A 26633-nucleotide genomic window follows, 5' to 3' on the forward strand; every position below is an offset into this window, starting at 1 on the left:
CCCCCCCCCCCCCCCCCCCCCCCCCCCCCCCCCCCCCCCCCCCCCCCCCCCCCCCCCCCCCCCCCCCCCCCCCCCCCCCCCCCCCCCCCCCCGGGAAGCGGCCGCTCGACGGGAGTTTTCCGGGCTGTTTCCGTTAATCTCACATCGCCCCCCGCATCTCCCGCAGTCCCCGCCCGGAGGAACACGTTGCCGCTGCTCTACTCGATCGGCAAAGTCACTGTCGGTCACGCGATGACGCTCGGCTGGCGGCCGCACGTCGAAGGTCTCGAGAACATCCCCCGGACCGGCGGCGCGATCTTCGCCGGCAACCACCTGTCCGTCGCCGACGAGCTGTTCCTCGGCGCCGTCGTGCCGCGGCACATCGCGTTCTGGGCCAAGGCCGAGTACTTCCGCGGCGGCGGCATCGGCGGCAACATCACCAAGTTCGTGATGCACGGCCTCGGCGCGATCAAGGTCGAGCGCGGCGGTGGCCGGGCCGCGCTGACCGCCTTCGACGGCGCGATCCCGGTGCTCAAGGCCGGTGACATGGTCGCGGTCTACCCCGAGGGCACCCGCTCCCCGGACGGCCGGCTCTACCGCGGGCGTACGGGTGTGGCCCGGCTCGCCGTCGCGGCGGGCGTGCCGATCATCCCGGTCGGCATGCTCGGCACGGACAAGGTGCAGCCGATCGGGCAGCGCTTCCCCCGCCCCGGCAAGGGCCAGGTCACGATCAAGTTCGGCACGCCGATCCCCACGGTCGGCCGCAGCGACGACCGCACCGCGCTGCGCGCGCTGACCGACGAGGTCATGGCCGAGATCCAGAAGCTCACCGGCCAGGAGTACGTGCCCAGGTACGCCCCGCCGCGCCAGCCTTCCTAGGGGGCCCGGGAGCCACGGGCCTGCTCCTGCTCGACCAGTGCCTCCAGGTCGGTCAGCCGGTGCAGGCCCTGCATCGGCCGGCGCATCCGGTGGTTGTTCGCCAACTGGTCCTGGTGGCGGTCCAGGAAAGCCCAGTAACCCGCCGTGTACGGGCACGCATCGTCACCGACGCGCACTTTCGGGTCGTAACGACAGCCGCCGCAGTAGTCGCTCATCCGGTTGATGTACGCGCCGCCGGCCGCGTACGGCTTGGTGCTCATCCGGCCGGCGTCGGCGTACTGGCTCATGCCGACCACGTTGGCGGTCATCACCCACTCGTAGCCGTCGACGAACGCCCGGTGGAACCAGTCCGCCATCGCCCCCGGCCGCCAGCCGCGCTGCATCGCGTAGTTGCCCAGCACCATCAGCCGGGGGATGTGGTGCACCCAGCCGCGGTCGCGGACCCCGGTCAGCACGTCCGACAGGCACCGGGCCTCGACGGCGTCGGCGTCCAGCTCGGCGAACCAGCGCGGCACCGGCTTGCTCGCCCCGAGCTCGTTGGCGCGCCGGTAGCCGGGTTCGAAGTACCAGTACAGATGCCAGACGAAGTCGCGCCAGCCGATCACCTGCCGGACGAAGCCCTCCACGCTGGCCAGCCCGGCCCGGCCCCCGCGGTACGCCGCCTCGGCCTGCTCGACGGCCTCCAGCGGATCCAGCAGGCCCAGGTTGAACGCGGCGCTGAGCCGGCTGTGAGCCAGGAACGGGTCCCCGGCCAGCATCGCGTCCTCGTGCGGCCCGAACGCCGGCAGCCGGTGCCCGACGAAGTGCCGCAGCCGCTCGACCGCCTCGGCGCGGGTGGCCGGGAACAGTCGCGGACCGTCACGGCCGATGAAGGTGATGCCGTCGGCGCGCTCCCAGCGGTCCAGGTCCTCCCGGACGGCGGCGTCGATGTCGTCCTCGCGGATCTCCGGCGGTTCCTCGACGTCGAGCCGGGTGACGCCGCGCGGCGGTGGCTCCCGGTTCTCCGCGTCCAGGTTCCACGTGCCGCCGGCCGGCTCGGTGCCGTCCATCAGGATGCCCAGGCGCCGCCGGGTGTCGCGGTAGAAGTCCTCCATCCGCAGACCGCGCCGGCCGTTGGCCCAGGCGACGAACTCCGGCGGGGCGGTCACGAAGCCGCGCGGCGGTAGCAGCTCGGCACCGAGCCGCTGGACCAGCCCGCGGGCCGCGCGGGAGGTCGGGTGGCAGACGCTCAGTGGCTCGCCGAGGTCGCGTACCGCCTCGGCGTAGGTCTCGGCCCGCACGAAGACGGCCTGGTCACCGAGCTCGGCCGCCCGGTGCCGCAGCGCGGACAGCACCAGGTGGGCCTTCTGCCGGTGGAACGCCCGGCGCCGGAACACCGCCTTGGACTCCACCAGCAGCACCGGCTGGGCGGGGTCGTCGAGGAAGTGCGGGCCGAGCTGGTCCGCGAACAGCCAGCGGCGGGTCATGCCGTCTTCTTACCCGCGGGTGAGCACCGCATTCCGCAGGACACCCGTGAGATCCGCGCTCTCCTCCACGGAACGCCTGGTCAGCAGCACGGTGGCGAGACTGCCGTGGTCGGCCCAGGCGCACACGACGACGGCCTTGCCACCGGAGCGGCCGACGCCGCAGCGCTCGTGCACGCCGGTCTCGCCGAGGTCGTAGGACTGGATGTCCTTGATCGCGTACTCGGTGCTCAGGTGGGTGATCTCGGCTTCGACGTCGGACTCGGGGGTGAGCCGCAGCCCGGTCGTGCCGAACATGGTCACCCGCTTGCCGTTGCCGTCGGCGTAGACACCGGCGAAGACGTCGCCCTGGACCAGGTTGGTGCCGTTCAGCTGCTCGGAGAGCTTTTCGACGGCCCGCCGGCTGGCGCCGTCGTCGCGCAGAGCCAGGTCGGCCACCGACTGGGGCAGGGCCGCCGAGACCGGATACTGCTGGGCGGCGGGCCAGGCGAGATAGGCCGGTACGCCGCAGCAGCAGATGGCGCTGATCAGGGTGAACATGGCCAGTCGGCGGGGCCAGCGGCGTTTGCGCCGGGGCGGGGGCGGCAGGCCCTTGCCGGCCGGACCGCCCTGTCCCGGCCAGCCGGGCGCCGGGCGCTGCTGGATCGGGCGCTGCTGGGTGGCTCGTTGCGGGATCTGCCGCTGCTGGGCCGGCCGCTGCTGGGCCGGCCCGGACGGGGCCGGTGGGACCCAGGGGGACGGGGCCGGGGGGCGGGGCTGGACGGGGAGGCGGTTGGCCGAGGGCTCGGGTGTCTGGTTCGCGCGGTTCCTGCGGCCCCAGCGGCGGCGCCGCGGTGGATCTCCGGCCGTGGGGGTTGCTCCCGCACCCGAAGGTGGCTGGGCCGGGACCGGGTTGCTCGCCGACGGGCTCCCGGCCGGCGGCTGCACCCGCGTAGGCGGCAGCGGCGCCTCCGAGCGGACCGGCGGCTGCGGCGCTTCTGAGCGGGTGGGTGGGAGCGGTGGCTCCGAGCGGGTCGGTGCCAGCGGGGCCTGCATCCTGGTCGGCGGCAGCGGGCTGTCGACCCGGGTCGGGGGCATCGCCTCCGGGAACGGGATCTCCGCCTGCCACGGCGTGTCCTGGTCGGCCCAGGGGTCGACCGCGGGTGTGGTGGACCAGTCCTCGCTGTCCGCCCACGGGTCGGCCGGGGGCGGCGGCTCGTCGGCGCCGGCCTGCGTGCGCCGGCGCGACCACCACGCCTGCTTGGGCACCGGCGGCGGCACGGCCGCCGAGCCGCGCGCCTTTGTCTCCTCCGCCGCGCCGCGCGCTTGGGACTCCTCCGCCGCGCCCCGCGCTCGGGTCTCCTCCGCCGCCCCGGGCGCTCCCTCGACGCGGGTGGGGTCGGGGGTGGTGTTCGGCGGGGTACCGGCGGCCGGATTCTCCGGCTGCTGCTCGGCCATCCGTCGATCTCCTTCCGCTGCTCGCCCCGGGCCCGGGTGCCGGGCGTCTTCCGCCAGGTTAGAGACGGGCCGCCACCCATCGGCGAAGATCGAAGCCGCGGATCGACGGCCGTGGTGGCTCGCCGGCGCTGCCGACCAAACGCGAGAACGGACACCCGGGGCGATGTGCCGGACGGTGCGGAGTCGTATGGTGACCCGGTGGTGAGTGCGAAGAAGGCGACCGAGCGGAACGCGGTGACCATGACCGGCCGGGCCCACGCCCAGCCGATGATGTTCGCCCACGGGTACGGCTGCGACCAGAACATGTGGCGCTCCGTCGCACCCGCGTTCCTGGACACCCACCGGGTGGTGCTCTTCGACCACGTCGGGGCCGGCCGTTCCGAGCTGAGGGCGTACGACGACCAGCGCTACTCCAGCCTGGACGGCTATGCCGAGGACATCCTCGAGATCATCCACGAGCTGGACCTGCGGGACGTCATCTTCGTCGGCCACTCGGTCAGCGCGATGATCGGTGTGCTCGCCGCCAACCGTGAGCCCGGGCGCTTCGCCAAGCTGGTCCTGGTCGGCCCGTCCCCGCGTTACATCAACGACGGCGATTACCGGGGCGGTTTCGACCACAGCGACATCGAGGCCATGCTGGAGTCGCTCGACAGCAACTATCTGGGCTGGTCGAGCGCCATGGCCCCGGTCATCATGGGCAATCCCGACCGGCCCGAGCTGAGCCAGGAGCTGACCAACAGCTTCTGTGCCACCGACCCCGAGATCGCCCGCAAGTTCGCGCACGTCACGTTCATGTCCGACAACCGCAAGGACCTGGGCCAGGTCCGGATCCCCACGCTGATCCTGCAGTGCGCCGACGACGTCATCGCGCCGGCGTTCGTCGGCGATTATGTGCATACCAACATCCCCGGGAGCACACTGGTGGCCATGAACGCGACCGGGCACTGCCCCAACCTCAGCGCTCCCGCCGAGACCATCGCCGCGATCAGGACCTTTCTGTAGAGCGATGACGGAGAACGGTGGCGGTGGGCCGGACGTGACGCAGGATCTACGGGTCCCCTGGGAAGAGGATCCCGGGGACCTGTACGAGCACGCGCCCTGCGGCTATCTGACGACGCTGCCCGACGGCACGATCGTCAAGGTCAACGAGACGTTCCTGGCCTGGACCGGTTACGTCCGCGGCGAGCTGATCGGGCAGCGCCGGTTCCGGGATCTGCTCAGCGCGGGCGACAAGATCTACCACGAGACGCACTACGCGCCCCTGCTGAGCATGCAGAACGACGTCCACGAGGTGGCCTTCGACCTGATCCGGGCCGACGGTGAGCGGCTGCCGATCCTGGTCAACTCCAGCCTCGGCCGGGACCCGAACGGGATGCCGCGAGTCATCCGGACCACCATCTTCAACGCCAGTGAGCGGCGTGGCTACGAGAAGGAGCTGCTGGCCGCCCGGCGGGCGGCCGAGGCTTCCGAGCGGCGCGTCCGCGTGCTGCAGCAGATAGTGGCCGATCTCGCCGCCGCGCCGACCGCGGCGGAGGTGGCCGACGCCGTCGTCCGCGCGCCCGGGCCGGCCTTCGGCGCCGCGTCGGCGACGGTCTGGCTGGCCGACCCGGACCGCGACCGGCTCACGGCGGTGGCCGGCACCGATTCGGCCGCCCTGACCGGCGACGACATCCCCCGCGGGTCGTCGCGGGTGATCGCCGAGGTGGCCCGGCGCGGCGACCTGCACGTGGTCGGCTCGCTCGACGAGGCGCAGGAGCACTTCCCGGAGCTCGCCGCCACCATGCGCCGCACCGAGCGGGCCATGGTGGTGCTGCTGCCGCTGACCGCGGCGCCCACCGCCGACCCGGCCGTCGTCGAGGTGCTCGGCGTGCTCGGGTTCGACTTCGCCGAGCCGCGCGAGCTCACCGACAGTGAGCTGCGGGTGGTCCGGCTGCTCGGCCACCAGGCCGGTCAGGCCCTGGACCGGGCCCGGCTCTACGACGACGCCCGCCGGCGCGAGGCGCTGGCGGTGTTCCTGGCCGCGACGACCCGGGCGCTGGAGGTCGAGTCGCGGCTCCTGCCACGGGCCCGCATGCTGGTCGAACGCACGGTTCCCGAGATCGCGGAGTGGGCGGCCGTCCGGCTCCAGGTCGGTCCGGCCGGCCTGGTTGCCGAGGCCGGTGGGCCCGCACCCGACCCGCAGCGGCTGGCCGAGCGGATCACCCAGGTGCTGCTCGACGGCGAGGCGCAGTTCAGCGACGACAAGGAGTTCGACGCCGAGTGCGCGGTGCTGCCCCTGGTCGCGAACGGCCGGGTGCTCGGCACGCTGGCGCTGCGGATGGCCCCGGAGCGGCGTACGGCCGCGGCCGAGGCGGTCTTCCTGCGGGACCTGGCCGACCGGGCCGGGCTGGCCCTGGAGAACGCCCGCCTCTACGAGCAGGAACGGGCCATCGCCCGGACCCTGCAGCGCAGCCTGCTCGCCGGTGACCCGCCCTCCGACCCCCGGTTCGCGGTCGAGACGCACTACCAGGCCGCCGCGCACGACCTCGAGGTCGGCGGCGACTGGTTCGACGCCTTCCTGATCACCCCGGACAAGCTGGCCGTGGTCGTCGGCGACGTGGTCGGCCGCGGCATCGACGCGGCCACCACCATGGGCCAGCTGCGCAGCGCCATCCGCGCGCTGGCCTCGGCCGAGGCCGGTCCGGCCCGGCTGCTGGAACGCCTGGACCAGTTCGTCGAACGGGTCGAGTCGGCCCGGATGGCCACGGTCGCGTACGCCGAGGTCGACCTGTCGGCCAACGAGATGGTCTACGCCTGCGCCGGCCACCTGCCGCCGCTGCTCACCCAGCCCGGTGAGCCACCGCGCTACCTGCTCGACGCCCGTTCCGGGGCGCTGGGCTCCCGCGCCGCCCGCCAGGCCCGGATCGAGCACCGGACGCAGCTGGCGCCAGGCAGCCGGCTGCTGCTCTACACCGACGGCCTCATCGAGCGCCGCACCCGCCGCATCGACGCCGGCTTCGAGCTGCTGGCCCGCACGTACGCCGGCAAGCGGGACTCGCCGCTGCCCGGGCTGACCGCGTCGATCGCTGACATGCTCGTCGGCCAGGAGCACGCGGACGATGTCTGCCTGCTGTGCCTGGCGCTCGGCACCGAGCAGCGGCTGGAACGCACCATCGGCGCGGACCCGGTGCAGATCGCCCTGCTCCGCAAGGACCTGCGCGGCTGGCTGGTCGCGCACTCCGTCGACGACGAGAGCACCCAGGCTGTGCTGCTGGCCTGCTCGGAGGCGGTGGCGAACGCCATAGAGCACGGCTACCGGGACAACCCGCTGGGCCTGGTGGAGGTCGTCGCCACGGTGTCGCCGGACACGGTCGACGTCCGGATCACCGACCGGGGCGTGTGGGCCGATCCGGAGCCGGGTGGCGCGCGGGGCCGCGGCCTGCAGCTCATCCGTCAGGTGATGGACACCGTGGCGTTCGACCACGCCGACGGGACCACGGTGACCATGCGGCGGATCCGCCGGGGAGCACGACGATGACCGAGCAATGGGTGACTTTCGCCAAATTGGGTCAGGCGGACCTGGTCCGGCTCGCGGGCGAGATCGATCTCGCCAACGCCCCGGAGATCGGCCGCGAGATCGTCCGCCAGACCGGCCGGGCCGACGCTGTGGTGATCGACCTCACGGCGGTGTCGTTCCTGGACAGCGCCGGTGTGCGGCTGCTCGACGCGCTCGTCGGCGACCTCGACCTGCAGGGCACCCCGATCCGGCTCGTGGTCGGCGCGACCGGCGCGGCGCGGATGACCCTGCAGCTGTGCGCGTTCCGGGATGATCTCCTGGCCACCGATCTGGACCGGGCCGCGGACGAATTGGGGGGTTGAGCCGCGTACCCTGGGGCCCCATGAGCGTAAGTTCCGTCTTCCCGCAGCTCGAGCAGCTGCTGCCCCGGGTCAGCAAGCCGATCCAGTACGTGGGCGGCGAGCTCGGCGCCGTCGTCAAGGACTGGGACGCCACCACCGTCCGGTGGGCGCTGATGTATCCCGACGCGTACGAGGTGGGCCTGCCCAACCAGGGCGTGCAGATCCTGTACGAGGTGCTCAACGAGCAGCCCGACGTGCTGGCCGAGCGGACGTACGCGGTCTGGCCCGACCTCGAGGCGCTGATGAAGGAGGCCGGCGTCCCGCAGTTCACGGTCGACGCCCACCGCCCGGTGCACGCCTTCGACGTGCTCGGCCTCTCGTTCGCCACCGAGCTCGGCTACACCAACATGCTCTCGGCCCTCGACCTGGCGGGCATCCCGCTGGAGAGCCAGCACCGCACGGTCGAGCACCCCATCGTGCTGGCCGGTGGCCACGCCAGCTTCAACCCCGAGCCGATCGCCGACTTCATCGACGCCGCCGTGCTGGGCGACGGCGAGGAGGCCGTGCTCGAGATCACCGGCATCATCCGGGAGTGGAAGGCCGAGGGCTGCCCCGGTGGCCGCGACGAGCTGCTGCTGCGCCTCGCCCGCACCGAGAGCATCTACGTCCCGCGCTTCTACGACGTCGACTACCTGCCGGACGGCCGGATCCAGCGGGTCGTGCCGAACCGCCCGGACGTGCCGTTCCGGGTGCACAAGCGCACGACCATGGACCTCGACGCCTGGCCGTACCCGAAGAAGCCGCTGGTCCCGCTGGCCGAGACCGTGCACGAGCGATATGCGGTGGAGATCTTCCGGGGTTGCACCCGGGGCTGCCGGTTCTGCCAGGCCGGCATGATCACCCGCCCGGTGCGCGAGCGCTCGATCACCACGGTCGGCCAGATGGTCAAGGAGGGCCTGGAGTTCTCCGGCTTCTCCGAGGTCGGCCTGCTGTCGCTGAGCAGCGCGGACCACTCCGAGATCGGCGACATGTGCTCCGGCCTGGCCGAGCAGTACGCGGACACCAACGTCTCGCTGTCGCTGCCCTCGACCCGGGTGGACGCCTTCAACATCGACCTGGCCCAGGAGCTGTCCCGCAACGGGCGGCGCACCGGGCTCACCTTCGCCCCCGAGGGCGGCTCGGAGCGCATCCGCAAGGTCATCAACAAGATGGTGACCGAGGAGGACCTGATCCGTACGGTCGTCACGGCGTACTCCAACGGCTGGCGCAGCGTGAAGCTCTACTTCATGTGCGGCCTGCCCACCGAGACCGATGACGACGTGCTGCAGATCGGCCGGATGGCGCACGAGGTGATCCGGGCCGGCCGGATCGCGACCGGCACCAAGGACATCAAGTGCACGGTCTCCATCGGCGCGTTCGTGCCCAAGCCGCACACCCCGTTCCAGTGGGCGGCCATGGAACGGCCGGAGGTCATCGACAACCGGCTCCGGATGCTCAAGCAGGAGATCAACAGCGACCGGTCGCTGGGCCGGGCCATCGGCTACCGCTACCACGACGGCGAGCCGTCGTTGATCGAGGGACTGCTCTCGCGCGGCGACCGCCGCGTCGGTGCGGTGATCCGGCGAGCCTGGGACAAAGGCCAGCGTTTCGACGGCTGGAGCGAGCACTTCTCGTACGCCCGCTGGGTCGAGGCGGCCGCGGAGACGCTGCCGGCCTTCGGCGTGGACCTGGACTGGTTCACCACCCGCGAGCGCGAGCAGCTCGAGGTGCTGCCCTGGGACCACCTGGACTCCGGCCTGGACAAGGACTGGCTCTGGCAGGACTGGCAGGACTCCAAGACCGAGTTCGAGCAGGACGACTGCCGCTGGACCCCGTGCTTCGACTGCGGCGTCTGCCCGTCCATGGACACCGAGATCCAGATCGGCCCGACCGGCAAGAAGCTGCTCCCGCTCACCCCCACGAACGGGCTGCGCTCGCCCGCGCATACGCACTGACCAGGAGAAATACCATCGCCAAGAACCAGCCGGTGGGCGGCCAGGCCCCGGTCGTGCAGCGGATCCGCCTTCGTTACGCGAAGCGCGGACCGCTGCGCTTCACCTCGCACCGGGACTTCGCCCGGGCCTTCGAGCGCGCCCTGCGCCGGGCCGCCGTCCCGATCGCCTACTCCCAGGGCTTCACCCCGCACCCCAAGATCTCGTACGCGAGCGCGGCGCCCACCGGCGTGGGCAGCGAGGCGGAGTATCTGGAGATCGGTCTGCAGGCCGAGGTCGATCCGGCCGAGCTGCGCGCCGCGCTGGACGCCGCGCTCTCGCCCGGACTGGACATCCTCGACGCAGTGGTGGCCCGGGAGGGCAGCCTGGCCGACCAGATCAACGCCTCGCGCTGGCTGCTGGAGCTGCCCGGGGTCGAGCCGCAGGTCGCGGCCGACGCCGTCGCGGCGTTCCTGGCGGCCGAGGAAGTGCTGGTCGAGCGCATGACCAAGCAGGGCCGGCGGTCGTTCGACGCCCGGTCCGCAGTGACCTTCTTCGCTGTGACCAAGCAGTCTGGTGCACCTTCCGGGGCCGCGGTCGCACCGTGTGCGATAATCGACCTTGTCGTGCGGCAGGTCACTCCGGCCGTTCGACCCGATGACGTCCTTTCCGGCCTGCGTGTGGTGGCTGGCCTGGAGCCGCCGGTGCCCGCACGGGTTACCCGGCTGGCGCAGGGCACTCTCACGCCGCAGGGGGAGATCGTCGATCCGTTGGAAGCGGATCGCGAGGGCGCCACCATCGGAGGGCTCTGACCGATTCGGTCGGCGTCCACGTTGGCAGACTTCGGCAGCCCGTCCGACCTGGTCGGGGCCGAAAAACTTGCGGCGACCCTGCGTGGCAGCGCTCACCCGCGCCCGGGGCCGCCAGAACTGGAGAGCGCCCCATGCTCGATAACGAGCGTAATGAGGGCGGTGAACGGGACGGAGCCACAACTCCTCCCGTCGATGCCGCCGAGAGCACCACTCCCGCGCGCCGTACGCGTGCCCCGAGGCGGAAGGCGACACCCGCGGCCGCGCCGGCTGCGGACGCGCCCGGCGCCGAGCCGGGTGCCGCCGACGAGGCCGCCGGTGCCGTCGACGCGGCGGTGGAGCAGGCCCCCGCGGCTCCGGCCCGCCGGCGTCGCAAGGCGGCGGCGCCCGCTGCCGCCCCCGCGGCCGAGCCGATAGCCGAGGATTCCGCCGCGGTGGCCGAGAGCCTGCTCAGTGACGCTGAGCCGGTCGCGCCGGTGAAGGCCGTGCGCAGCCGCCGCAAGAAGGCCGTGCCCGCTGCCGAGCCGGTCGAGCCCGTGGTGGAGCCCGCTGCGGACGAGGAGCCGGTCGCCGAGGCCGCCCCCGTCGCACCGCCGGTCGTGGAGCCGGTCGCGCCGGTGATCGGTGTGCTGCCGCTCGACGACGACCTGGTCGAGGAAGCGCCCGCGCCCCGCACCCGGAGTCGCAAGGCCGCCCTGCCGCCGGCCGTGTTGTTCATGCCGCCGGAGCCCGAGACCGAGCCGGCGCCGACCCGGCGCACCCGGCGTGGTGCCGCCGCGGCTCCCGTTGTCGCGCCCGTGGCCGACGAGCCGCTCACCGACGAGACCGTGGCCGACGAGCCGATCGCCGCCGAGGTCACCGAGCCGGAGCCCGCCGAGGCGCCGCGCCGGGCCATGCGCAGCCGCCGCCGCCGTGGTGCGGCCGCCGAGGAGCCGGTCGAGGTCGCCGACGTCGTCGAGCAGCCCGTGCTGGAAGAGATCGACGAGACCGCCGACGACATCGAGGACGGCGCCGACGACGAGCTCGACGAGGACGGCAACAGCCGCCGCCGCCGTCGTCGTGGCCGCCGGGGCCGGGGCCGCGGCAAGGGCCCGTCCGACGAGGGCGACGACATCGACGCCGAGGCTGAGGCCGAGGGTGGCGCGGAGGGTTCCGCGGACGCCGAGGCCGAGGACGAGGAGGACGCCGAGGACGGTGACGGGGTCACCCGCCGCCGGCGCCGCCGGCGTCGCAAGGGCGCCGGGGACAGCGAGACCGGGGGCATCGAGGACGGCGTGCACACCGTCGTCCGGGTCCGCGAGCCGCGCACCCGCGAACGCTCGGACGAGGTGCAGGGAGTGTCCGGCTCGACCCGGCTGGAGGCCAAGCGTCAGCGTCGCCGGGACGGCCGCGAGCAGCGCCGCACCCGTCCGCCGATCCTGAGCGAGTCCGAGTTCCTGGCCCGCCGCGAGGCGGTCGACCGGGTCATGGTCGTGCGGCAGAAACCCGACCGGACCCAGATCGCGGTGCTCGAGGACGGCGTGCTCGTGGAGCACTACGTCTCGCGCACCACGTCCGGGACCATGGTCGGCAACGTCTACCTCGGCAAGGTGCAGAACGTGCTGCCGAGCATGGAGGCGGCGTTCGTCGACGTCGGCCGCGGCCGCAACGCCGTGCTCTACGCCGGTGAGGTCAACTGGGACGCCACCGGGCTGGAGGGCCGGGCCCGCTCGATCGAGCAGGCGCTGCGCTCCGGCGACTCGGTGCTGGTCCAGGTCACCAAGGACCCGATCGGGCACAAGGGCGCCCGGCTGAGCAGCCACATCGCGCTCTCCGGCCGGCACCTGGTCTACGTGCCGAACGGCAACGCCTCCGGGATCAGCCGCAAGCTGCCCGACAACGAGCGCAAGCGCCTGCGCGACGTGCTGAAGAAGCTGGTGCCGGACGGCGCCGGGGTCATCGTGCGCACCGCCGCCGAGGGCGCCAGCGAGGACGAGCTGGCCCGCGACGTCAAGCGGCTGCAGGCGCAGTGGGACGACATCCAGGCCAAGGCGGCCGAGGGGCACGCTCCGGCGGCGCTGTCCGAGGAGCCCGACCTGGTCATCCGGGTGGTCCGGGACCTGTTCAACGAGGACTTCCGCGAGGTGGTCATCCAGGGTGAGCAGGCGTACGGCGAGGTGGAGAGCTACCTCGAGTCGGTCTCCCCGGAGCTGCTGGACCGGCTGCACCGCTACACCGGCACGGCCGACATCTTCGCCGACAAGCGCATCGACGAGCAGATCCTCAAGGGCCTGGACCGCAAGGTCTTCCTGCCCTCGGGCGGTCACCTGGTCATCGACCGCACCGAGGCGATGACGGTGGTCGACGTCAACACCGGTAAGTACACCGGTGCCGGCGGCAACCTCGAGGAGACGGTCACCCGTAACAACCTCGAGGCGGCCGAGGAGATCGTGCGTCAGCTGCGGCTGCGCGACATCGGCGGCATCGTGGTGATCGACTTCATCGACATGGTGCTGGAGAGCAACCGCGAGCTGGTGCTGCGCCGGCTGACCGAGTGCCTGGGCCGGGACCGGACCAAGCACCAGGTCACCGAGATCACCTCGCTGGGCCTGGTCCAGATGACCCGCAAGCGGATCGGTGCGGGCCTGCTCGAGGCGTTCACCGAGACCTGCGACCACTGCAAGGGCCGGGGCCTGATCATCCACACCGAGCCGGTGCCGGAGAAGCGCGTCCCGGGCGCGGCGACCCAGGTGAAGGCGGTCGCCGCGGCGGCCCGCACCGAGGCGCCGGCGCAGCAGCCGAGCACCAAGTCGCGGCGCCGGCGGGGCGGCGGCAACGAGCCGGTCCCGGCCGAGACCGAGCAAGTCACGACCGAGACGGCGGCCGACGCCCAGGCGGCTCCGGTGGAGCCGGTGGCGGCCGAGCCCGTCCCCAGCGCACAGGACCGGACGACCCAGGACCGGACGAGCCAGGACCGGACGACCGAGGACCCGGCGGCGGAGACGGCGGGCCTGCCGGCCGGCCAGTCCACCGGTACGGCCGCGGCGGGTTCCGGGATCGTGGCGCGCACCGCGCCGGCGGCCACCACGGCCTCCGACGACGACTACGACATCAGTGGTTACGACCTCTCCCGATACGACACCGGGACCAACGGCGCGGCCCATCCGGCCGAGCCGCTCCAGCTGACCGGCTCGGACGATCCGGACGCGGCGGAGGACGAGGAAGAGGACGGCGACGACGACGAGCCCGTGGGCGCGGGAGCGGGCGGCCGGCGTCGTTCGCGGCGCGGCGGCACCCGGCGGCGGACCCGCCCGTAAGCGTGGTGGCCGGGCGGCCTCGGCGGGGATCTCCCTGCCCGGGCCGCCCGGCGCAGCCACACTGATCTATCTCGGCTACCCTCGTGATCCCCCCAAGCCCCACCTGCGAGGAGTACCGATCCCCGATGCGACGCCTGCTGTGCGCGACCGCTGTGAGCGGCGCTTTTCTTCTGCTCGGCGCCGGTTGTTCGGCCGACGACCCCGCCGCCACCACTGCCGCGCCCACGCCGGCCACCTCGGGTGCTGCGGCGCCGGCGGCCAGCGGCGGCACCACCGGCTCGGCCGCGGCCACCGCCCCGCCGCAGTCCGGTGACGCGGCGCTGTCGGGCAACAGCTCGGCGATCTGCCAGCAGGCCGCCAAGACCGGCGGCGACGCCGCCAAGAACTTCGCGCAGGACCTGAAGCTGCTCATCGACGCCCAGTCGGCGCAGGACGCCGACCAGGTGGCCAAGGCCAAGGCCAAGACCACCCGAGACGTCGAGAACTACTCGTACGCGCTGCGGGACATGTCGAAGCTGGCCTCGGAGCCGGCCCTCAAGGCGGCGCTGGCGGACATGGGTAAGCAGGTCACCGCGCTCAAGGGCGACGTCACGAAGATCGACGCCGCCCGGCTCACGAAACTGCAGGAGACCCTCGACAAGGCCTGTGGTTCGAGCTGAGCGGTCCCCGGTTTGGGTCCGGGGCGTTCGATGAAGTAGTCTTTCTGACGGCGCATTTTCGTGCGCCTGTTCCGTGCGCGCCCTGGTCCATCCCCCTCGGGAAGCCTGGGCGCATGCCGGATCCAGTTTCATCCGCCAGCAGCTTTTTCGCTGCGTAAGTCTCAGGGAGTCCGCGTCGATGTACGCGATCGTCAAGACCGGCGGCAAGCAGTACAAGGTTGCCGAGGGCGACGTGATCGAGGTCGAGAAGCTCGCGGGTGTGCCCGGCGACGCCCTGACCCTCGCCGCGGTGCTCCTCGTCGACGGTGACAACCTGGTGACCGATGCGGCCAAGCTTGCCAGCGTGACGGTGTCCGGCGAGATCGCCGAGCACACCAAGGGTCCGAAGATCCGGATCCACAAGTTCAAGAACAAGACCGGTTACCACAAGCGCCAGGGGCACCGTCAGCCGCTGACCCGCGTCAAGGTGACCGGCATCAAGAGCGGGAAGTAGGGGCAGCCATGGCTCACAAAAAGGGTGCGTCCAGCTCCCGCAACGGCCGCGACTCCGCCGCCCAGCGGCTGGGCGTCAAGCGGTTCGGCGGCCAGCTGGTCAACGCCGGCGAGATCATCATCCGCCAGCGGGGCACGAAGTTCCACCCGGGAGAGCTCGTCGGCCGCGGTGGCGACGACACGCTGTTCGCGCTGGCCAAGGGCAATGTGCTCTTCGGTCACACGCGGGGTCGCAAGACCATCAGCATCGTGCCGGTGGCTGAGTAAGCATCACGTCACAGCGGGCCGCGGACCTCACGGGGTCTGTGGCCCGCTGTTTGCTTTTTCTGGTTTAGGTAGGAGAACTCAGTGTCTTCTACTTTTCGGGTTTGAGGTAGGAAAACACAGTGGCTACGTTCGTCGACCGGGTTGTGCTGCACCTGCAGGCAGGTGACGGCGGGCACGGCTGTGTCTCCGTCCGCAGAGAGAAGTTCAAGCCGCTCGGGGGTCCCGACGGTGGCGACGGCGGGCACGGCGGGGGCATCACGCTCGTCGTGGATCCGCAGCAGCACACCCTGCTGGACTTCCACTTCCACCCGCACGTCAAGGCGCCCAGCGGCACCGGTGGCATGGGGGCCAACCGCGACGGCGCCAAGGGCCGGGACCTGGTCCTGCAGGTGCCCGACGGCACGGTCGTGCAGACCCTCGACGGTGAGGTGCTCGCCGACATGGTCGGCGAGGGCACGACCTTCGAGGTCGCCCGGGGCGGCCGGGGCGGCCGGGGCAACGCCTCGCTGGCCAACGCGCGCCGCAAGGTCCCCGGCTTCGCCGAGCTGGGCGAGCCCGGTGACCAGCTGGACGTCGTGCTGGAGCTCAAGAGCGTCGCCGACGTCGGCCTGGTCGGCTTCCCGTCGGCCGGCAAGTCGTCGCTGATCTCGGTGATGTCCGCGGCCAAGCCGAAGATCGCCGACTACCCGTTCACCACGCTGGTGCCCAACCTGGGTGTCGTGCAGGCCGGCGACCAGACCTTCACCGTGGCCGACGTCCCGGGCCTGATCCCGGGCGCCGCCACCGGCAAGGGGCTGGGCCTGGAGTTCCTGCGGCACATCGAGCGCACCTCGGTGCTGGTGCACGTGCTGGACGCCGCCGCACCCGAGATCGAGCGCGACCCGCTGGCCGACCTGGACGCCATCGAGGCGGAGCTGGCGGCGTACGGGGGGCTGGAGGAGCGGCCGCGGCTGGTCGTGCTCAACAAGATCGACATCCCGGACGGCCGCGACCTGGCCGAGATGGTGCGCCCCGAGCTCGAGGCCCGCGGCATGCCGGTCTACGAGGTCAGCGCGGTGACCCGCGAGGGCCTCAAGGAGCTGATCTTCGCGCTGGCCGAGACCGTGGCGGCGCACCGGCTGGCCAAGCCGGCTCCCGAGGCGACCCGGGCCGTGGTCCGGCCCCGCGCGGTCGACGAGAAGGGCTTCACCATCGAGGTCGACAGCGACGGCGTCTACGTCGTCCGCGGCTCCCAGGTCGAGCGCTGGGTCCGGCAGACCAACTTCGAGAACGACGAGGCGATCGGCTACCTCGGTGACCGGCTCGACCGCCTCGGCGTCGAGGCGGCGCTGGCCAAGCAGGGCGCCAAGGCCGGGGATCCGGTCCGGATCGGCGACCGCGAGTTCGACTGGCAGCCGAACACGGGCGAGTACATCTCCGGCCCGCGCGGCACCGACATCCGGCTCGAGGAGACCAACACCCGGGCCAGCGCAGCCGCGCGGCTGGCGGCCCGCCGGGCCCGCCGGGTCCGCGGCGACGACGAGCTGCTGCACATGTCCTCCGACGGCACGGTGTCGTCGGTCTCGATGGCGTCGAAGCCGGTGCTGGTCGAGGACGACGAGTTCGGCGACGACGAGTAGGTCTTTCCGCCGGGTCTCGGCCAGATCCCCGCAACCCGGCGGAAACGGACCCGTTCTAAGGTGTCCAGCGTGTTGATCGAATCGCGTGCCTCGTCCGACGCCGAACTGGCCGCCCTGGTGATCGCGCAGCAGAAGGAGCTGAGCGAGGCCGACGGCGGCGTCGACGGCGTGGTCTACATGCCGCACGACAACGCGGCGTACCTGGTCGTCGTGCTGCACGGGCGCGCGGTGGCGTGCGGGGCGTGGCAGCCGCTGGAGCCCGGCGTGGCCGAGCTGAAGCGGATGTACGTGCGACCGGCGTTCCGCGGCCGGGGCATCGCCCGCCAGCTCATCGTGGCGCTGGAGGAGGAGGCGCTGGCCGACGGCCGGCCGGTGCTGCGCCTGGAGACCGGCACCTACCTGCCGGCGGCGATCAGCCTGTACCGCTCGGCGGGCTACGTGCCGATCCCGGTCTTCGGCGAGTACGTCGGCAACCCGTTCAGCGTGTGTTTCGAGAAGTCGCTGGCGGCGGTCACTTCTCGGTGATGTCGCGCAGCGCCGCCTGGAGCACCGTCGGGCTGGCGTTCCACTTCTGCAGCGTCGAGCCGTCACAGGTGGCCATCACGGCCTTGCTGACATCGCCGTGCCCCTGCCAGTAGTCGGTGCTCCCGGTGCCGGTGAGACACCACGTCTGCCCGCTCGGTGCCTGATAGGTGGACTCGATCCGGTACGCCGTGGCGAACACGCCGGTGGCCGCGTACCGGGTCCAGGTCATCGCCGGCCCGATGGTGGCCGGGCAGAGCTGGACCGTCACGTATTTCCCGGCGCCGGTCGAGCCCGGGCTGGTCAGGCAGTAGTCCTGGTTGTCCTTGTCGTTGTGCAACCAGATCCGGCCGGTGGCGCTGGTGGCGCCGGCGGGCACGGCCGGCAGGTGCCACACCTGGTTCCACTGGATGGCGCCGCTGGGCTTCTGCTTGCACGGCCAGATGACCAGGAAACCGGCGTTCACGTCGTCGCCGGAGACGTCCAGGCAGCGGCCGAACTGCTGGAAGTTGACCAGCTGCTCGGTGCCCGGGCCGGCCCGGCCGGTCCCGACGGCGGCGTCCGGCGCGAAGCTGCGGCTGTCGGTGTAGTCGCTGTAGCAGGCCCGGTCGTACTGCGAGGTGCCGGCGGGGTCGGCGGTCTCGGCGTGCAGCTCGATGGTGCTGCCCACGGTGCCGGGGGAGGTCAGGTGGAAGCACTGGCCGTTGAGGTCCACGCCGTTGGTGGTGCCCTCGAAGTTGGCCCGGTCGTTGAGGCTCCATTGCTGGCGCGGGACCGGCGTCGCCGCGCACGGCTGGAACAGGACCTGCTGGCGGTCGATCGGGGCGGCGTCGAGGCACATGCCCTTGGAGCCGTCGGTGCGCGAGGACACCAGCACCAGGTTCAGGCCCGACTCGTACGCGAACTGCTGGGCGTCGGCGCTGTTGTCGCAGAGCTGCATGGTGACCGGGTCACCGGCCATTGGCTTGGGGCCGGGCGCGGCGAAGCAGAGATCGGGGTTGTGCGGGCCGTACAGGTGGATCAGCCCGCCGGCGACGTTCTCCCGGGTCTTGCTGTGCAGGGTGTAGGTGGCCGTGACCGTGCGCGGCGAGCCGGTGCTCAGGGCCTTGCCGACCGACGACAGCTGGACGTAGATCGGTGAGCCCGCGGCCAGGTAAGTGCCGGCGCAGGCCAGCTTGTTGGCCTGGGCCCAGGCGGTGTTGCCGGCCGGCGGTTCGGTGGTCAGGTAGGCGATCGTCACGCTGTAGGTCTGGTCCGTACCGCTGTTGACCGCGCCGGTGAACGGCCCGCACGGCAGCTTGCGGAAGTCGCCGGAGCCGTCGGCCGCGGTGGCCAGCCGGATGTGGCCCAGCGCGACGTCGAGGCCGCTCTGCGCCGCGTCGATCGCCTCCGCGCTGTGCACGGTCGACCGGGTGCTCTTGATCTGGGCGTTGACGGTGGCGGCGAGCAGGCCGCTGAGGCCCATCCCAATGGTGATGAGCAGCACGGCGATGGGCAGCGAGCCGCGGTCGTCGGCGCGCCACCAGAGCGGGCTCACTGCGCGAACACCGGGTCGGCGGCGTTCGCGCTGAACAGCGACGACGAGGCCCGGATGCAGATCGTCCAGCGGCACTCCGGGCCGAACCAGGCCACCCCGACGACCAGCCGGACCATGGCCACGGGCAGCGTGGCGGACGTGCCGCACACCCCGCCGGCCAGGGCCTGCCAGCACCGGCCCACGAACCAGTACCGGTAGTAGACGACGTTGCCGACGGTGAAGGACTCGGCCACGTCGGGCAGCGGGACGGTCGGGGTGACCCCGATGACCTTGGCATCCCAGCGGGTGGTGCTGCTCAGATAGCCCAGTGTGTCGAAGCCGCTGACGTTCACGCAGGTGCCGCACTGCTTGCGGCCGACCAGCAAGGCCGGCCCGCCGAAGCCGCGGGCCTGCTCCATCCCGCTCTGGGCGAGGCGTGTCGCGGTCTGGACCTGGGCCTGATAGCGGCTGGTACGCATGGACGACACGAAGTACGTCCCCAGCGCCGCCATCATCACGCTGATCAGCGCGAGGGCGACGATGACCTCCACCATCGTGAAGCCGTCCGCATCGGGCCGCCCAGCTGTTCCTCGCACGTTTCTCCCGTCGGCGCGCCCGGCTGCCGGTTGAGCCGCAGTGACGAGTTTCTCGCCCCGCCGGGCGGAGAACTGCGTCGTCATCACCGGACCGGCATGATGGGCGAATGCCGAGCCTGACCCGCGCCGAGGCCACCGCCCGGGCCGCCACCCTCACCGTCACCGGGTACGACATCGACCTCGACCTGACCGCCGAGGGTGACACCTTCCGCTCCCGGACGCTGGTGCGCTTCACCGCCGAGCCGGGTACCACGACGTTCGCCGAGCTGGAGCCGGCCGAGCTGGTGTCGGCCACGCTCAACGGCACGCCGGTGGACCCCGCCGCGCTCGCCGAGGAGCGGCTCGCGCTGACCGGCCTGGCGCGGGAGAACGAGCTGGTTGTCGAGGCCCTGATGGCGTACTCGAACACGGGGGAGGGGTTGCACCGCTTCACCGACCCCGCCGACGGCCGCGTCTACCTGTACGCCCACATGTTCCTGGACGGCGCCCGGCGGATCTTCCCGTGCTTCGACCAGCCCGACCTCAAGGCGCCCTTCACGCTGGCCGTGACCGCCCCCGACGGCTGGCTCGTCGCCGCGAACGGGGAGCCGGCCGGTGCGGCCGACGGCGGGCGGTTCCGCTTCGCCGCCACCAAGCCGCTGTCGACGTACTTCGTGTCGCTGATCGCCGGGCCGTACCACTGCCGTACCGATTCCCACGACGGCATCCCGCTGGCCCTCTACTGCCGTCAGGCGCTCGCCGAGCACCTCGACGAGCAGGCCGCGGAGATCTTCACTGTCACCAAGCAGTGCCTGGACCGCTATCACCAGATCTTCGAGGTGCGCTACCCGTTCGGCCACTACCAGCAGGCCTTCGTCCCCGAGTTCAACTTCGGCGCGATGGAGAACCCCGGGCTGGTGGTGTTCCGCGACGAGTTCATCCACCGGTCGGCGGTCACCGACAGCGAGCGTGAGCACCGCGCCATGGTCATCGCGCACGAGATGGCCCACCAGTGGTTCGGCGACCTGGTCACCATGGCCTGGTGGGACGACCTGTGGCTGAACGAGTCCTTCGCCGAGTACCTCGGCACCCGGATCACCGCCGAGGCGACCGCGTTCACCGGCACCTGGACGACGTTCGCGATGCAGCGCAAGGCCTGGGGCATGCGCGCCGACCAGCGCCCGTCCACCCACCCGGTGGCCCCCAGCGACGTCGCCGACACCGCGCTGGCCCTGCTCAACTTCGACGGCATCTCGTACGCCAAGGGCGCGGCGGTGCTGCGCCAGCTCGTCGCCTGGGTCGGTGACGAGGCGTTCCTGGCCGGGCTCAACGAGCACTTCGCCGCGCACGCGTACGGCAACGCGACCCTGGCCGACCTGCTCGCCGCCCTCTCGAAGGCCTCCGGCCGGGATCTGACCGCCTGGGCCGACGTCTGGCTGCGCCGCGCCCAGGTCAACACACTGCGCGCCGAGGTCGAGCGGGACGAGAGCGGCCACTACACGGCCGTCAGCCTCGTGCAGACCGCGCCGGAGGACTATCCGACCCTGCGGCCGCACCGGATCGGCGTCGGGCTCTACGACCGCGGGCCGGACGGGACCGTGGTCCGGCGCCGGCTGCTGGAGGTGGACCTCGATCCGGCGGTGGACGGCGGCCGGACCCCGCTGCCCGAGCTGACCGGGGAACCCGTCGCCGAGCTGCTGCTGGTCAACGACGGCGACCTCGGGTACGCCAAGATCCGGCTGGACGAGGCGTCGGCTGACGCCGTACCGCTGATGTTGCCCCTGCTGGACGACTCGCTGGCCCGGGCGCTGCTCTGGGGAGCGACGCTCGACGCCGTCGTCGACGGCGAGCGGCCGGTCGCCGAGCTGGTCACGCTGGTCCTGGCCGCCCTGCCGGTCGAGCGGGAGGTGGCGCTGGTCGAGGACGTGCTGCGGATGACCCGGACGCTGGTGGACCGCTATCCGGCCCCGGAGACCCGGCCCGCCGCCCTGGAGATGCTGGCCCAGGCCAGCGACCGGCTGCTGGCCGCGGCCGAGCCGGGCAGCTCGCGTCAGCTCGCCGCGGTGCGCGGCCTGATCGGCGCGAGTGCCGACGTGCCCCGGCTGCGCGGCTGGCTCGCCGGCGAGAGCGTGCCGGAGGGCGTGACCGTCGACGACGACCTGCGCTGGCTCATCCTGTACCGGCTGGTCGTGCTGGGGGAAGCCGGGTCGGACGAGATCGAGGCGGCGCTGGCGGCCGATCTGAGCGCCACCGGTGAGCAGCAGGCGGCGCGCTGCCGGGCCGCGCTGCCGGACGCCGACGCCAAGGCCCGCGCCTGGGATCTGATCGTCAACGACATGTCCGCCTCGAATCGGATCTTGGAGGCCACCGCGCACGGCTTCTGGCAGCCGGAGCAGCTCGACCTGACGGCCGACTATGTTGCCCGTTATTTTGCCGAAATGCCGGGCATGCTGCGGCGGCGGACCGGGATGAGTGGGGAACGGGTGGCCGTCGCGGCGTACCCGTCGGTGGCCGTCAGCCCGCGGACCAGGGAGCTGGCCGCGGAGCTGCTGGCGACGCCGGACCTCTCGGCCATCCTGCGGCGGGTCGTCACGGACGGCGACGACGACGTCCGGCGTGCCCTGGTTGCCCGGGGATAGCGGATTCCGCCCGTTGTCCCCTGTTCGAGCCGTTAGCCTCGGCTTAACGGGGGTGGGGGCTGGTGGAGTGGTCCGAGGAGCTGTCCAGTGGTCTGCTGCAGGCCGCACCGGACGCGATCCTGGTGATGGACGAGGGGCGCATCGTCCTGGTCAACGACCGGGCCGAGGATGTCTTCGGCTGGCCCCGCGGCGAGATGGTGGGTCTGCGCGCCGACACGCTGCTGCCCGACGCCGAGCGGGTGCCGGAGCTGGCCGGGCTGCGCCGCGAGGCCGACGATCGCGGGCCGGGCACCAGCCTGATGGGCACGCTGGCCCTCAAGGTGCGCCGGCGTAACGGCACGATCTTCCCCGCCGAGGCGTCGCTGTCGCGCGTGCAGACGCCGCAGGGCCGCCTCACGGTCGCGGTGATCCGGGACATGACCGAGCGCCAGCGGTTGCAGGCCGAGGCCGAACGCCAGCGCAGTGAGGTGCAGGAACACCGCAACCAGCGGCTCGAGGCGCTGGGGCAGCTGGCCGGCGGCATCGCGCACGACTTCAACAACATGCTCGGCGTGATCGTGAACTACGCCAACTTCGTGATCGAGGAGGCCGAGGCGCCGGCGCCCGACCTGAAGGCGATCGCCGACGACGCCCGGCAGGTCATCCGGGCCGGCCAGCGCGGCACGGACCTGACCCATCAGCTGCTCAAGTTCGCGCGCCGCGAGGTCGTACGCCCCCGGGTGCTCGATCTCAACGCGGTCATCGCGGACACCGAGGACATGCTGCGCACCTCGATCGGCGAGCACATCACGCTGAGCACCCGGCCGGCCCCGGGACTGCCGTCGGTCACCTGCGATCCCGGCCAGATCGAGCAGCTCCTGGTCAACCTGGCGGTCAACGCCCGCGACGCGATGCCGGCCGGCGGCAATCTGGTCATCGACACCGCGTCCTCGCGCCTGGGGGTGGGTGACCATCCCGATCTCGCACCCGGTGACTACGTACGCCTGCGGATCTCCGACTCCGGTCAGGGCATGGCTCCCGAGGTCATCGAGCGGGCCTTCGAGCCGTTCTTCACCACCAAGGCCAGCGGCGAGGGCACCGGGCTGGGCCTGGCGACCGTCTACGGCATCGTCACCCAGGCCGGCGGCAGCGTCAGCCTGACCTCCGAGCCCGGCCTCGGGACCACGGTGACGATCCTGCTGCCGGCCGGCGCGTCGGAGGAGGAATCGGTCGCGCCCGCGCCCGAACCCGTCGGCACCGCCGGGCACGGCGAGACGCTGCTCGTGGTCGAGGACGAGGACGCTTTGCGCGACGTGGCGGGCCGGATCCTGTCGGGGGCGGGCTACCACGTGCTGACCGCCGACGGCGGGGCGCAGGCCCTGGAGCTCGCCGCCGTGCACGAGGGCACCATCGACCTGCTGGTCAGCGACGTGGTGATGCCCGGCATGCTGGGCAAGGAGCTGGCCGAGCGGCTGGTCTGCGTGCGGCCCGACACCCGGGTGCTCTACATGTCCGGGTACGCCCAGCCGGTGCTGGCCTCGCAGGGCACGCTGGAACCGGGGGTGGCGCTGCTGGAGAAGCCGTTCACCGCCGCCGCGCTGCTCACCGCCGTTCGGCGGCGCCTCGACGGCTGATCTAGGATTCGCCGGATGCGGGAGCGGCGACGAATCGGGATCATGGGCGGCACGTTCGACCCGATCCACCACGGTCACCTGGTGGCGGCGAGCGAGGTGCAGAGCCGCTTCGACCTCGACGAAGTGGTGTTCGTCCCGACCGGGCAGCCCTGGCAGAAGGGCACGGTGAGCCCCGCCGAGGACCGGTACCTGATGACGGTGATCGCCACCGCCTCCAACCCGCGCTTCCAGGTCAGCCGGGCCGACGTGGACCGCGACGGGCCGACGTACACGGTCGACACCCTGCGCGACCTGAACGCCGTCTTCGGCGCCTCGGCGGACCTGTTCTTCATCACCGGCGCGGACGCGCTCGCCAAGATCCTCTCCTGGAAGGACGCCCTCGAGATGCTCTCGCTGGCGCACTTCATCGGGGTCACCCGCCCGGGCTTCGAGCTCTCCGACGCCCACCTGCCGGCCGACACGGTGACGCTCGTCGAGGTGCCGGCGATGGCCATCTCGTCCAGCGCCTGCCGCCAGCGCGTGGCCGACGGGGAGCCGGTCTGGTATCTGGTACCCGATGGTGTGGTGCAGTACATCGCAAAGCGTGGACTTTATCGGGCCGAAGGTCCGGTTTATGGCCATTCATCCGAGTAGGGATGTCATACCGGTATGAGAGGCTGGTAACTCTGAAACCGAACGAGGGGAGACCGGTGCCCGTCACCGAACGCGCCCGCGAGCTCGCGCTGACCGCCGCGCAGGCCGCGGCCGACAAGAAGGCCCAGGACATCGTCCTGATCGACGTCGCCGACCAGCTCTACATCACCGACGCGTTTGTCATCGCCTCGGCGGCCAACGAGCGCCAGGTCGGCTCGATCGTCGACGCCATCGAGGAAGCCCTGCTCAATCTGCCCGAGAAGGCCAAGCCTGTCCGTCGCGAGGGTGAGCGACAGGGCCGCTGGGTGCTGCTCGACTACATCGATGTCGTGATCCACATCCAGCACGCCGAGGAGCGGGAGTTCTACGCCCTCGACAAGCTGTGGAAGGACTGCCCGACCATCGAGTTCGTGGATCGTGACCTCGCTGAGGCGGACGCCTCCTCCGGCGCGGCATGACCACTCGCCTCATCGTCTGGCGGCACGGCAACACGGACTGGAACGCGGGCAACCGCGTCCAGGGCCAGACCGACGTGCCGCTGAACGAGCTCGGCCGGCAACAGGCCGTCGACGCCGCCGAGCTGCTGGTCCGGCTGCGTCCCACGGCGCTGGTCGCCAGCGACCTGAGCCGCGCCGCGGACACCGCGGCGGCGCTGGCCGCCCTGACCGGCCTCTCGGTGAGCTACGACGAGCGGCTGCGTGAGCGCTCGTTCGGCCAGTGGCAAGGCCTTACCATTACCGAGGTCGCCCGGACCCGCCCGGAGGAGCACGCCCGCTGGCGGGCCGGCGCCGACGTCATCGGCGGCGACGTGGAGACCTTGGACGACCTCGGCAAGCGCGTCGCCGACGCGCTGCAGGCCGCGGCCGACCGGGTGCCGCCGGACAGCACGATCGTCGTCGCCACCCACGGCGCGGCCGCGCGCTCCGGCATCGGGCACCTGCTCGGCTGGCCCCGCGAGCAGCTGCGCACGCTGCGGGCCCTGCAGAACTGCCACTGGGCGGAGCTCACCCACGACGAGGAACGCGGCTGGCAGCTCGGCAGCTACAACGTGGGCCCGTTCGGCGACCGTCCCGTCCCGCCGCCAGTTTGATCTCCGGTGCCGGGAACGGGCGGGGCAGCGGGTAGCGTCCAACCACCATGACTATCCGACGCATCAGCCTGCCTCTGCTCGTCGCCCTGGCCCTCGCTGGCTGCGCCAACGGCGACTCCGCCGGTGCGCCGGCTTCGGCGCCCTCCGCGCCACCGGCCTCATCCGCGCCGCCCGCCCCGACCGAGGAGTCAGCACCCGTGAAGCCCTCGGCCGGCGCCACCACCACGCTCACCGGCACGATCGCGGCCGGGGTCGAGCCGAACTGCCTGCTCCTCGACGACCACCTGCTGATCATCAACGATCCCGCGCAGCGCGCCGCCGCCAAGGCCGGTGCCTCGGTCACCGTCACGGGCCGCGTCGAGCAGGGCATGATGACCACCTGCCAGCAGGGCACGCCGTTCATCGTCACCACCCTCCGCGCGAACTAGGCCACCATCGGCTACGGTGCCCGCATGCCCGTCGCGGTCGTCACCGACTCCACCGCGTACCTGCCGTCCGAGCTGAGCGGGACGTACGATCTCACCGTCGTCCCGCTCACCGTCGTGATCAACGGCGAGGAGGGCCTGGAGGGATCCGAGATCTCCCCGGCCGACGTGGCCCGTGCGCTGGGCCAGCGGCGGGTCACGGTGAGCACCTCACGGCCGGCGCCGGAGCAGTTCGTGGCCGCGTACCGCCGGCTGCTCGACGCCGGCGCGGACGGGATCGTCTCCGTGCACCTGTCCTCGCAGCTCTCCGGCACCTACGACGCCGCCGTGCTCGCGGCCGGGGAGGTCGGACCGCTGGTCCAGGTCGTGGACAGCGGCACCACGGCGATGGGCCTGGGCTTCGCTGCCCTGGGCGCCAGCACGGTGGCCGGCACCGGCGCGACCCTGGAAGCGGTACGCCAGGCCGCGGTCGATCACTCCGCCCAGGTCAGCACGCTCTTCTACGTGGACACCCTGGAGTTCCTGCGCCGCGGCGGCCGGATCGGCGCGGCGTCGGCGCTGCTGGGGACGGCTCTGTCGGTCAAACCGATCCTGCACGTGGTGGACGGGTCGATCGTGGTGCGCGACAAGGTGCGTACCGCGGGCCGGGCGCTGGCCCGGCTGGTGGATCTGACGGTGGAGGCCTCCGGTGAGGGGGAGGTGGACATCGCGGTGCACCACCTGGGTGCGGCGGACCGGGCGGCGTCGTTGGCCGACGCGGTGACCATGCGGTTGGGTGACCGGCTCCGGGACTGCTACATCACGGAGATCGGGGCGGTGGTCGCGGCCCACGTCGGGCCGGGAGTCGCCGGGGTCGTCGTGCACCGGCGCGTCTGAGGTGGCTGGGGCCGCCTTTGCCCCGTGGCCCCGCCTC

23 protein-coding genes are annotated in these 26633 nt (G+C 72.2%); 19 read left to right on the plus strand and 4 right to left on the minus strand.

Annotation, left to right across the window (positions count from 1 at the left end):
• Nucleotides 1-186 precede the first annotated feature (186 nt).
• The gene (locus ACZ6S4_RS40825) at nucleotides 187-858 is read left to right on the plus strand and encodes a lysophospholipid acyltransferase family protein (protein ID WP_465480042.1); all 672 of its coding nucleotides are present in this window, start codon (nucleotides 187-189) and stop codon (nucleotides 856-858) included.
• On the opposite strand, the gene ACZ6S4_RS40830 is transcribed toward ACZ6S4_RS40825, so the two are convergent.
• Nucleotides 855-2324, minus strand: a complete 1470-nt coding sequence (locus ACZ6S4_RS40830; protein ID WP_465480043.1) for a cryptochrome/photolyase family protein — start codon at nucleotides 2322-2324, stop codon at nucleotides 855-857. The two genes, ACZ6S4_RS40825 and ACZ6S4_RS40830, sit on opposite strands and share 4 nt — an antisense overlap.
• Before the next feature lie 9 nt (nucleotides 2325-2333).
• A complete protein-coding gene (locus ACZ6S4_RS40835; RefSeq protein WP_465480044.1) occupies nucleotides 2334-3758 on the minus strand; it encodes a hypothetical protein in 1425 nt (474 codons plus the stop codon).
• Between the two features lie 198 nt (nucleotides 3759-3956).
• Here ACZ6S4_RS40835 and ACZ6S4_RS40840 point away from each other — a divergent pair, with 198 nt between their 5' ends.
• The 11 genes from ACZ6S4_RS40840 (at nucleotide 3957) to ACZ6S4_RS40890 (ending at nucleotide 17232) form a co-directional block, all read left to right on the plus strand.
• A complete protein-coding gene (locus ACZ6S4_RS40840) occupies nucleotides 3957-4760 on the plus strand; it encodes an alpha/beta fold hydrolase (protein ID WP_465480045.1) in 804 nt (267 codons plus the stop codon).
• Between the two features lie 4 nt (nucleotides 4761-4764).
• Nucleotides 4765-7275: a SpoIIE family protein phosphatase gene (locus ACZ6S4_RS40845; protein ID WP_465480046.1), complete on the plus strand. Its 2511-nt coding sequence runs from the start codon at nucleotides 4765-4767 to the stop codon at nucleotides 7273-7275.
• On the plus strand, nucleotides 7272-7616 hold the full coding sequence (locus ACZ6S4_RS40850) for an STAS domain-containing protein (protein WP_465480047.1): 345 nt from the start codon (nucleotides 7272-7274) through the stop codon (nucleotides 7614-7616). The genes ACZ6S4_RS40845 and ACZ6S4_RS40850 overlap by 4 nt, the downstream gene beginning before the upstream one ends.
• A gap of 20 nt (nucleotides 7617-7636) precedes the next feature.
• Nucleotides 7637-9589, plus strand: coding sequence for a TIGR03960 family B12-binding radical SAM protein (locus ACZ6S4_RS40855; RefSeq protein WP_212992755.1), 1953 nt, complete (start codon nucleotides 7637-7639; stop codon nucleotides 9587-9589).
• A 53-nt stretch (nucleotides 9590-9642) separates the two neighbouring features.
• Nucleotides 9643-10377: a TIGR03936 family radical SAM-associated protein gene (locus tag ACZ6S4_RS40860; RefSeq protein WP_360549060.1), complete on the plus strand. Its 735-nt coding sequence runs from the start codon at nucleotides 9643-9645 to the stop codon at nucleotides 10375-10377.
• Between the two features lie 131 nt (nucleotides 10378-10508).
• On the plus strand, nucleotides 10509-13670 hold the full coding sequence (locus tag ACZ6S4_RS40865; RefSeq protein ID WP_465480048.1) for an Rne/Rng family ribonuclease: 3162 nt from the start codon (nucleotides 10509-10511) through the stop codon (nucleotides 13668-13670).
• A 125-nt stretch (nucleotides 13671-13795) separates the two neighbouring features.
• Nucleotides 13796-14329, plus strand: coding sequence for a hypothetical protein (locus tag ACZ6S4_RS40870; protein ID WP_465480049.1), 534 nt, complete (start codon nucleotides 13796-13798; stop codon nucleotides 14327-14329).
• Nucleotides 14330-14507: 178 nt separating this feature from the next.
• Complete coding sequence (gene rplU / locus ACZ6S4_RS40875) at nucleotides 14508-14822, plus strand: 50S ribosomal protein L21 (RefSeq protein WP_203770857.1); 315 nt, start codon at nucleotides 14508-14510, stop codon at nucleotides 14820-14822.
• A gap of 8 nt (nucleotides 14823-14830) precedes the next feature.
• The gene (gene rpmA / locus ACZ6S4_RS40880; protein ID WP_203770859.1) at nucleotides 14831-15088 is read left to right on the plus strand and encodes a 50S ribosomal protein L27; all 258 of its coding nucleotides are present in this window, start codon (nucleotides 14831-14833) and stop codon (nucleotides 15086-15088) included.
• A gap of 119 nt (nucleotides 15089-15207) precedes the next feature.
• Entirely contained in the window at nucleotides 15208-16707 is a 1500-nt protein-coding gene (gene obgE, locus ACZ6S4_RS40885; protein ID WP_465480050.1) for a GTPase ObgE, read from the plus strand.
• Between the two features lie 69 nt (nucleotides 16708-16776).
• Complete coding sequence (locus ACZ6S4_RS40890; RefSeq protein WP_465480051.1) at nucleotides 16777-17232, plus strand: GNAT family N-acetyltransferase; 456 nt, start codon at nucleotides 16777-16779, stop codon at nucleotides 17230-17232.
• On the opposite strand, the gene ACZ6S4_RS40895 is transcribed toward ACZ6S4_RS40890, so the two are convergent.
• Together ACZ6S4_RS40895 and ACZ6S4_RS40900 are read right to left on the minus strand one after the other, a co-directional pair.
• Nucleotides 17219-18766, minus strand: coding sequence for an RICIN domain-containing protein (locus tag ACZ6S4_RS40895; protein ID WP_465480052.1), 1548 nt, complete (start codon nucleotides 18764-18766; stop codon nucleotides 17219-17221). The two genes, ACZ6S4_RS40890 and ACZ6S4_RS40895, sit on opposite strands and share 14 nt — an antisense overlap.
• Nucleotides 18763-19341: a prepilin-type N-terminal cleavage/methylation domain-containing protein gene (locus tag ACZ6S4_RS40900; RefSeq protein WP_465480053.1), complete on the minus strand. Its 579-nt coding sequence runs from the start codon at nucleotides 19339-19341 to the stop codon at nucleotides 18763-18765. Before ACZ6S4_RS40900 ends, ACZ6S4_RS40895 begins: the two co-directional genes overlap by 4 nt.
• 107 nt (nucleotides 19342-19448) lie before the next feature.
• On the opposite strand from ACZ6S4_RS40900, the gene pepN reads away from it, so the two are divergent.
• The 7 genes from pepN to ACZ6S4_RS40935 all read left to right on the plus strand — a co-directional run bounded on the left by pepN (nucleotide 19449) and on the right by ACZ6S4_RS40935 (nucleotide 26596).
• Entirely contained in the window at nucleotides 19449-21959 is a 2511-nt protein-coding gene (gene pepN / locus ACZ6S4_RS40905) for an aminopeptidase N (protein WP_465480054.1), read from the plus strand.
• 62 nt (nucleotides 21960-22021) lie between these two features.
• On the plus strand, nucleotides 22022-23572 hold the full coding sequence (locus tag ACZ6S4_RS40910) for a hybrid sensor histidine kinase/response regulator (protein ID WP_465480055.1): 1551 nt from the start codon (nucleotides 22022-22024) through the stop codon (nucleotides 23570-23572).
• A 15-nt stretch (nucleotides 23573-23587) separates the two neighbouring features.
• Nucleotides 23588-24205, plus strand: coding sequence for a nicotinate-nucleotide adenylyltransferase (gene nadD / locus ACZ6S4_RS40915; protein ID WP_465480056.1), 618 nt, complete (start codon nucleotides 23588-23590; stop codon nucleotides 24203-24205).
• A gap of 56 nt (nucleotides 24206-24261) precedes the next feature.
• Nucleotides 24262-24663 carry a ribosome silencing factor gene (gene rsfS, locus ACZ6S4_RS40920; protein WP_203770871.1) on the plus strand — a complete coding sequence of 134 codons (402 nt, stop codon included), beginning with the start codon at nucleotides 24262-24264 and terminating at the stop codon, nucleotides 24661-24663.
• Nucleotides 24660-25295, plus strand: a complete 636-nt coding sequence (locus ACZ6S4_RS40925; RefSeq protein ID WP_465480057.1) for a histidine phosphatase family protein — start codon at nucleotides 24660-24662, stop codon at nucleotides 25293-25295. The genes rsfS and ACZ6S4_RS40925 overlap by 4 nt, the downstream gene beginning before the upstream one ends.
• Nucleotides 25296-25342: 47 nt before the next feature.
• Nucleotides 25343-25723, plus strand: coding sequence for a hypothetical protein (locus ACZ6S4_RS40930; RefSeq protein WP_465480058.1), 381 nt, complete (start codon nucleotides 25343-25345; stop codon nucleotides 25721-25723).
• Between the two features lie 24 nt (nucleotides 25724-25747).
• On the plus strand, nucleotides 25748-26596 hold the full coding sequence (locus ACZ6S4_RS40935; protein ID WP_465480059.1) for a DegV family protein: 849 nt from the start codon (nucleotides 25748-25750) through the stop codon (nucleotides 26594-26596).
• The last annotated feature ends 37 nt before the right edge of the window (nucleotides 26597-26633 follow it).

It is taken from the genome of Actinoplanes sp. NPDC051405 (genome assembly GCF_055586185.1).

What these genes read in the sequence shown, in the direction of transcription:
- ACZ6S4_RS40850 (WP_465480047.1), top strand. Translation starts at nt 7,272, where the DNA reads ATGACCGAGCAATGGGTGACTTTCGCCAAATTGGGTCAGGCGGACCTG.
- ACZ6S4_RS40870 (WP_465480049.1), top strand. Translation starts at nt 13,796, where the DNA reads ATGCGACGCCTGCTGTGCGCGACCGCTGTGAGCGGCGCTTTTCTTCTG.
- ACZ6S4_RS40855 (WP_212992755.1), top strand. Translation starts at nt 7,637, where the DNA reads ATGAGCGTAAGTTCCGTCTTCCCGCAGCTCGAGCAGCTGCTGCCCCGG.
- ACZ6S4_RS40865 (WP_465480048.1), top strand. Translation starts at nt 10,509, where the DNA reads ATGCTCGATAACGAGCGTAATGAGGGCGGTGAACGGGACGGAGCCACA.
- ACZ6S4_RS40835 (WP_465480044.1), bottom strand. Translation starts at nt 3,758, where the DNA reads ATGGCCGAGCAGCAGCCGGAGAATCCGGCCGCCGGTACCCCGCCGAAC.
- nadD (WP_465480056.1), top strand. Translation starts at nt 23,588, where the DNA reads ATGCGGGAGCGGCGACGAATCGGGATCATGGGCGGCACGTTCGACCCG.
- rpmA (WP_203770859.1), top strand. Translation starts at nt 14,831, where the DNA reads ATGGCTCACAAAAAGGGTGCGTCCAGCTCCCGCAACGGCCGCGACTCC.
- pepN (WP_465480054.1), top strand. Translation starts at nt 19,449, where the DNA reads ATGCCGAGCCTGACCCGCGCCGAGGCCACCGCCCGGGCCGCCACCCTC.
- ACZ6S4_RS40935 (WP_465480059.1), top strand. Translation starts at nt 25,748, where the DNA reads ATGCCCGTCGCGGTCGTCACCGACTCCACCGCGTACCTGCCGTCCGAG.
- ACZ6S4_RS40845 (WP_465480046.1), top strand. Translation starts at nt 4,765, where the DNA reads ATGACGGAGAACGGTGGCGGTGGGCCGGACGTGACGCAGGATCTACGG.
- ACZ6S4_RS40925 (WP_465480057.1), top strand. Translation starts at nt 24,660, where the DNA reads ATGACCACTCGCCTCATCGTCTGGCGGCACGGCAACACGGACTGGAAC.
- ACZ6S4_RS40830 (WP_465480043.1), bottom strand. Translation starts at nt 2,324, where the DNA reads ATGACCCGCCGCTGGCTGTTCGCGGACCAGCTCGGCCCGCACTTCCTC.
- rplU (WP_203770857.1), top strand. Translation starts at nt 14,508, where the DNA reads ATGTACGCGATCGTCAAGACCGGCGGCAAGCAGTACAAGGTTGCCGAG.
- ACZ6S4_RS40930 (WP_465480058.1), top strand. Translation starts at nt 25,343, where the DNA reads ATGACTATCCGACGCATCAGCCTGCCTCTGCTCGTCGCCCTGGCCCTC.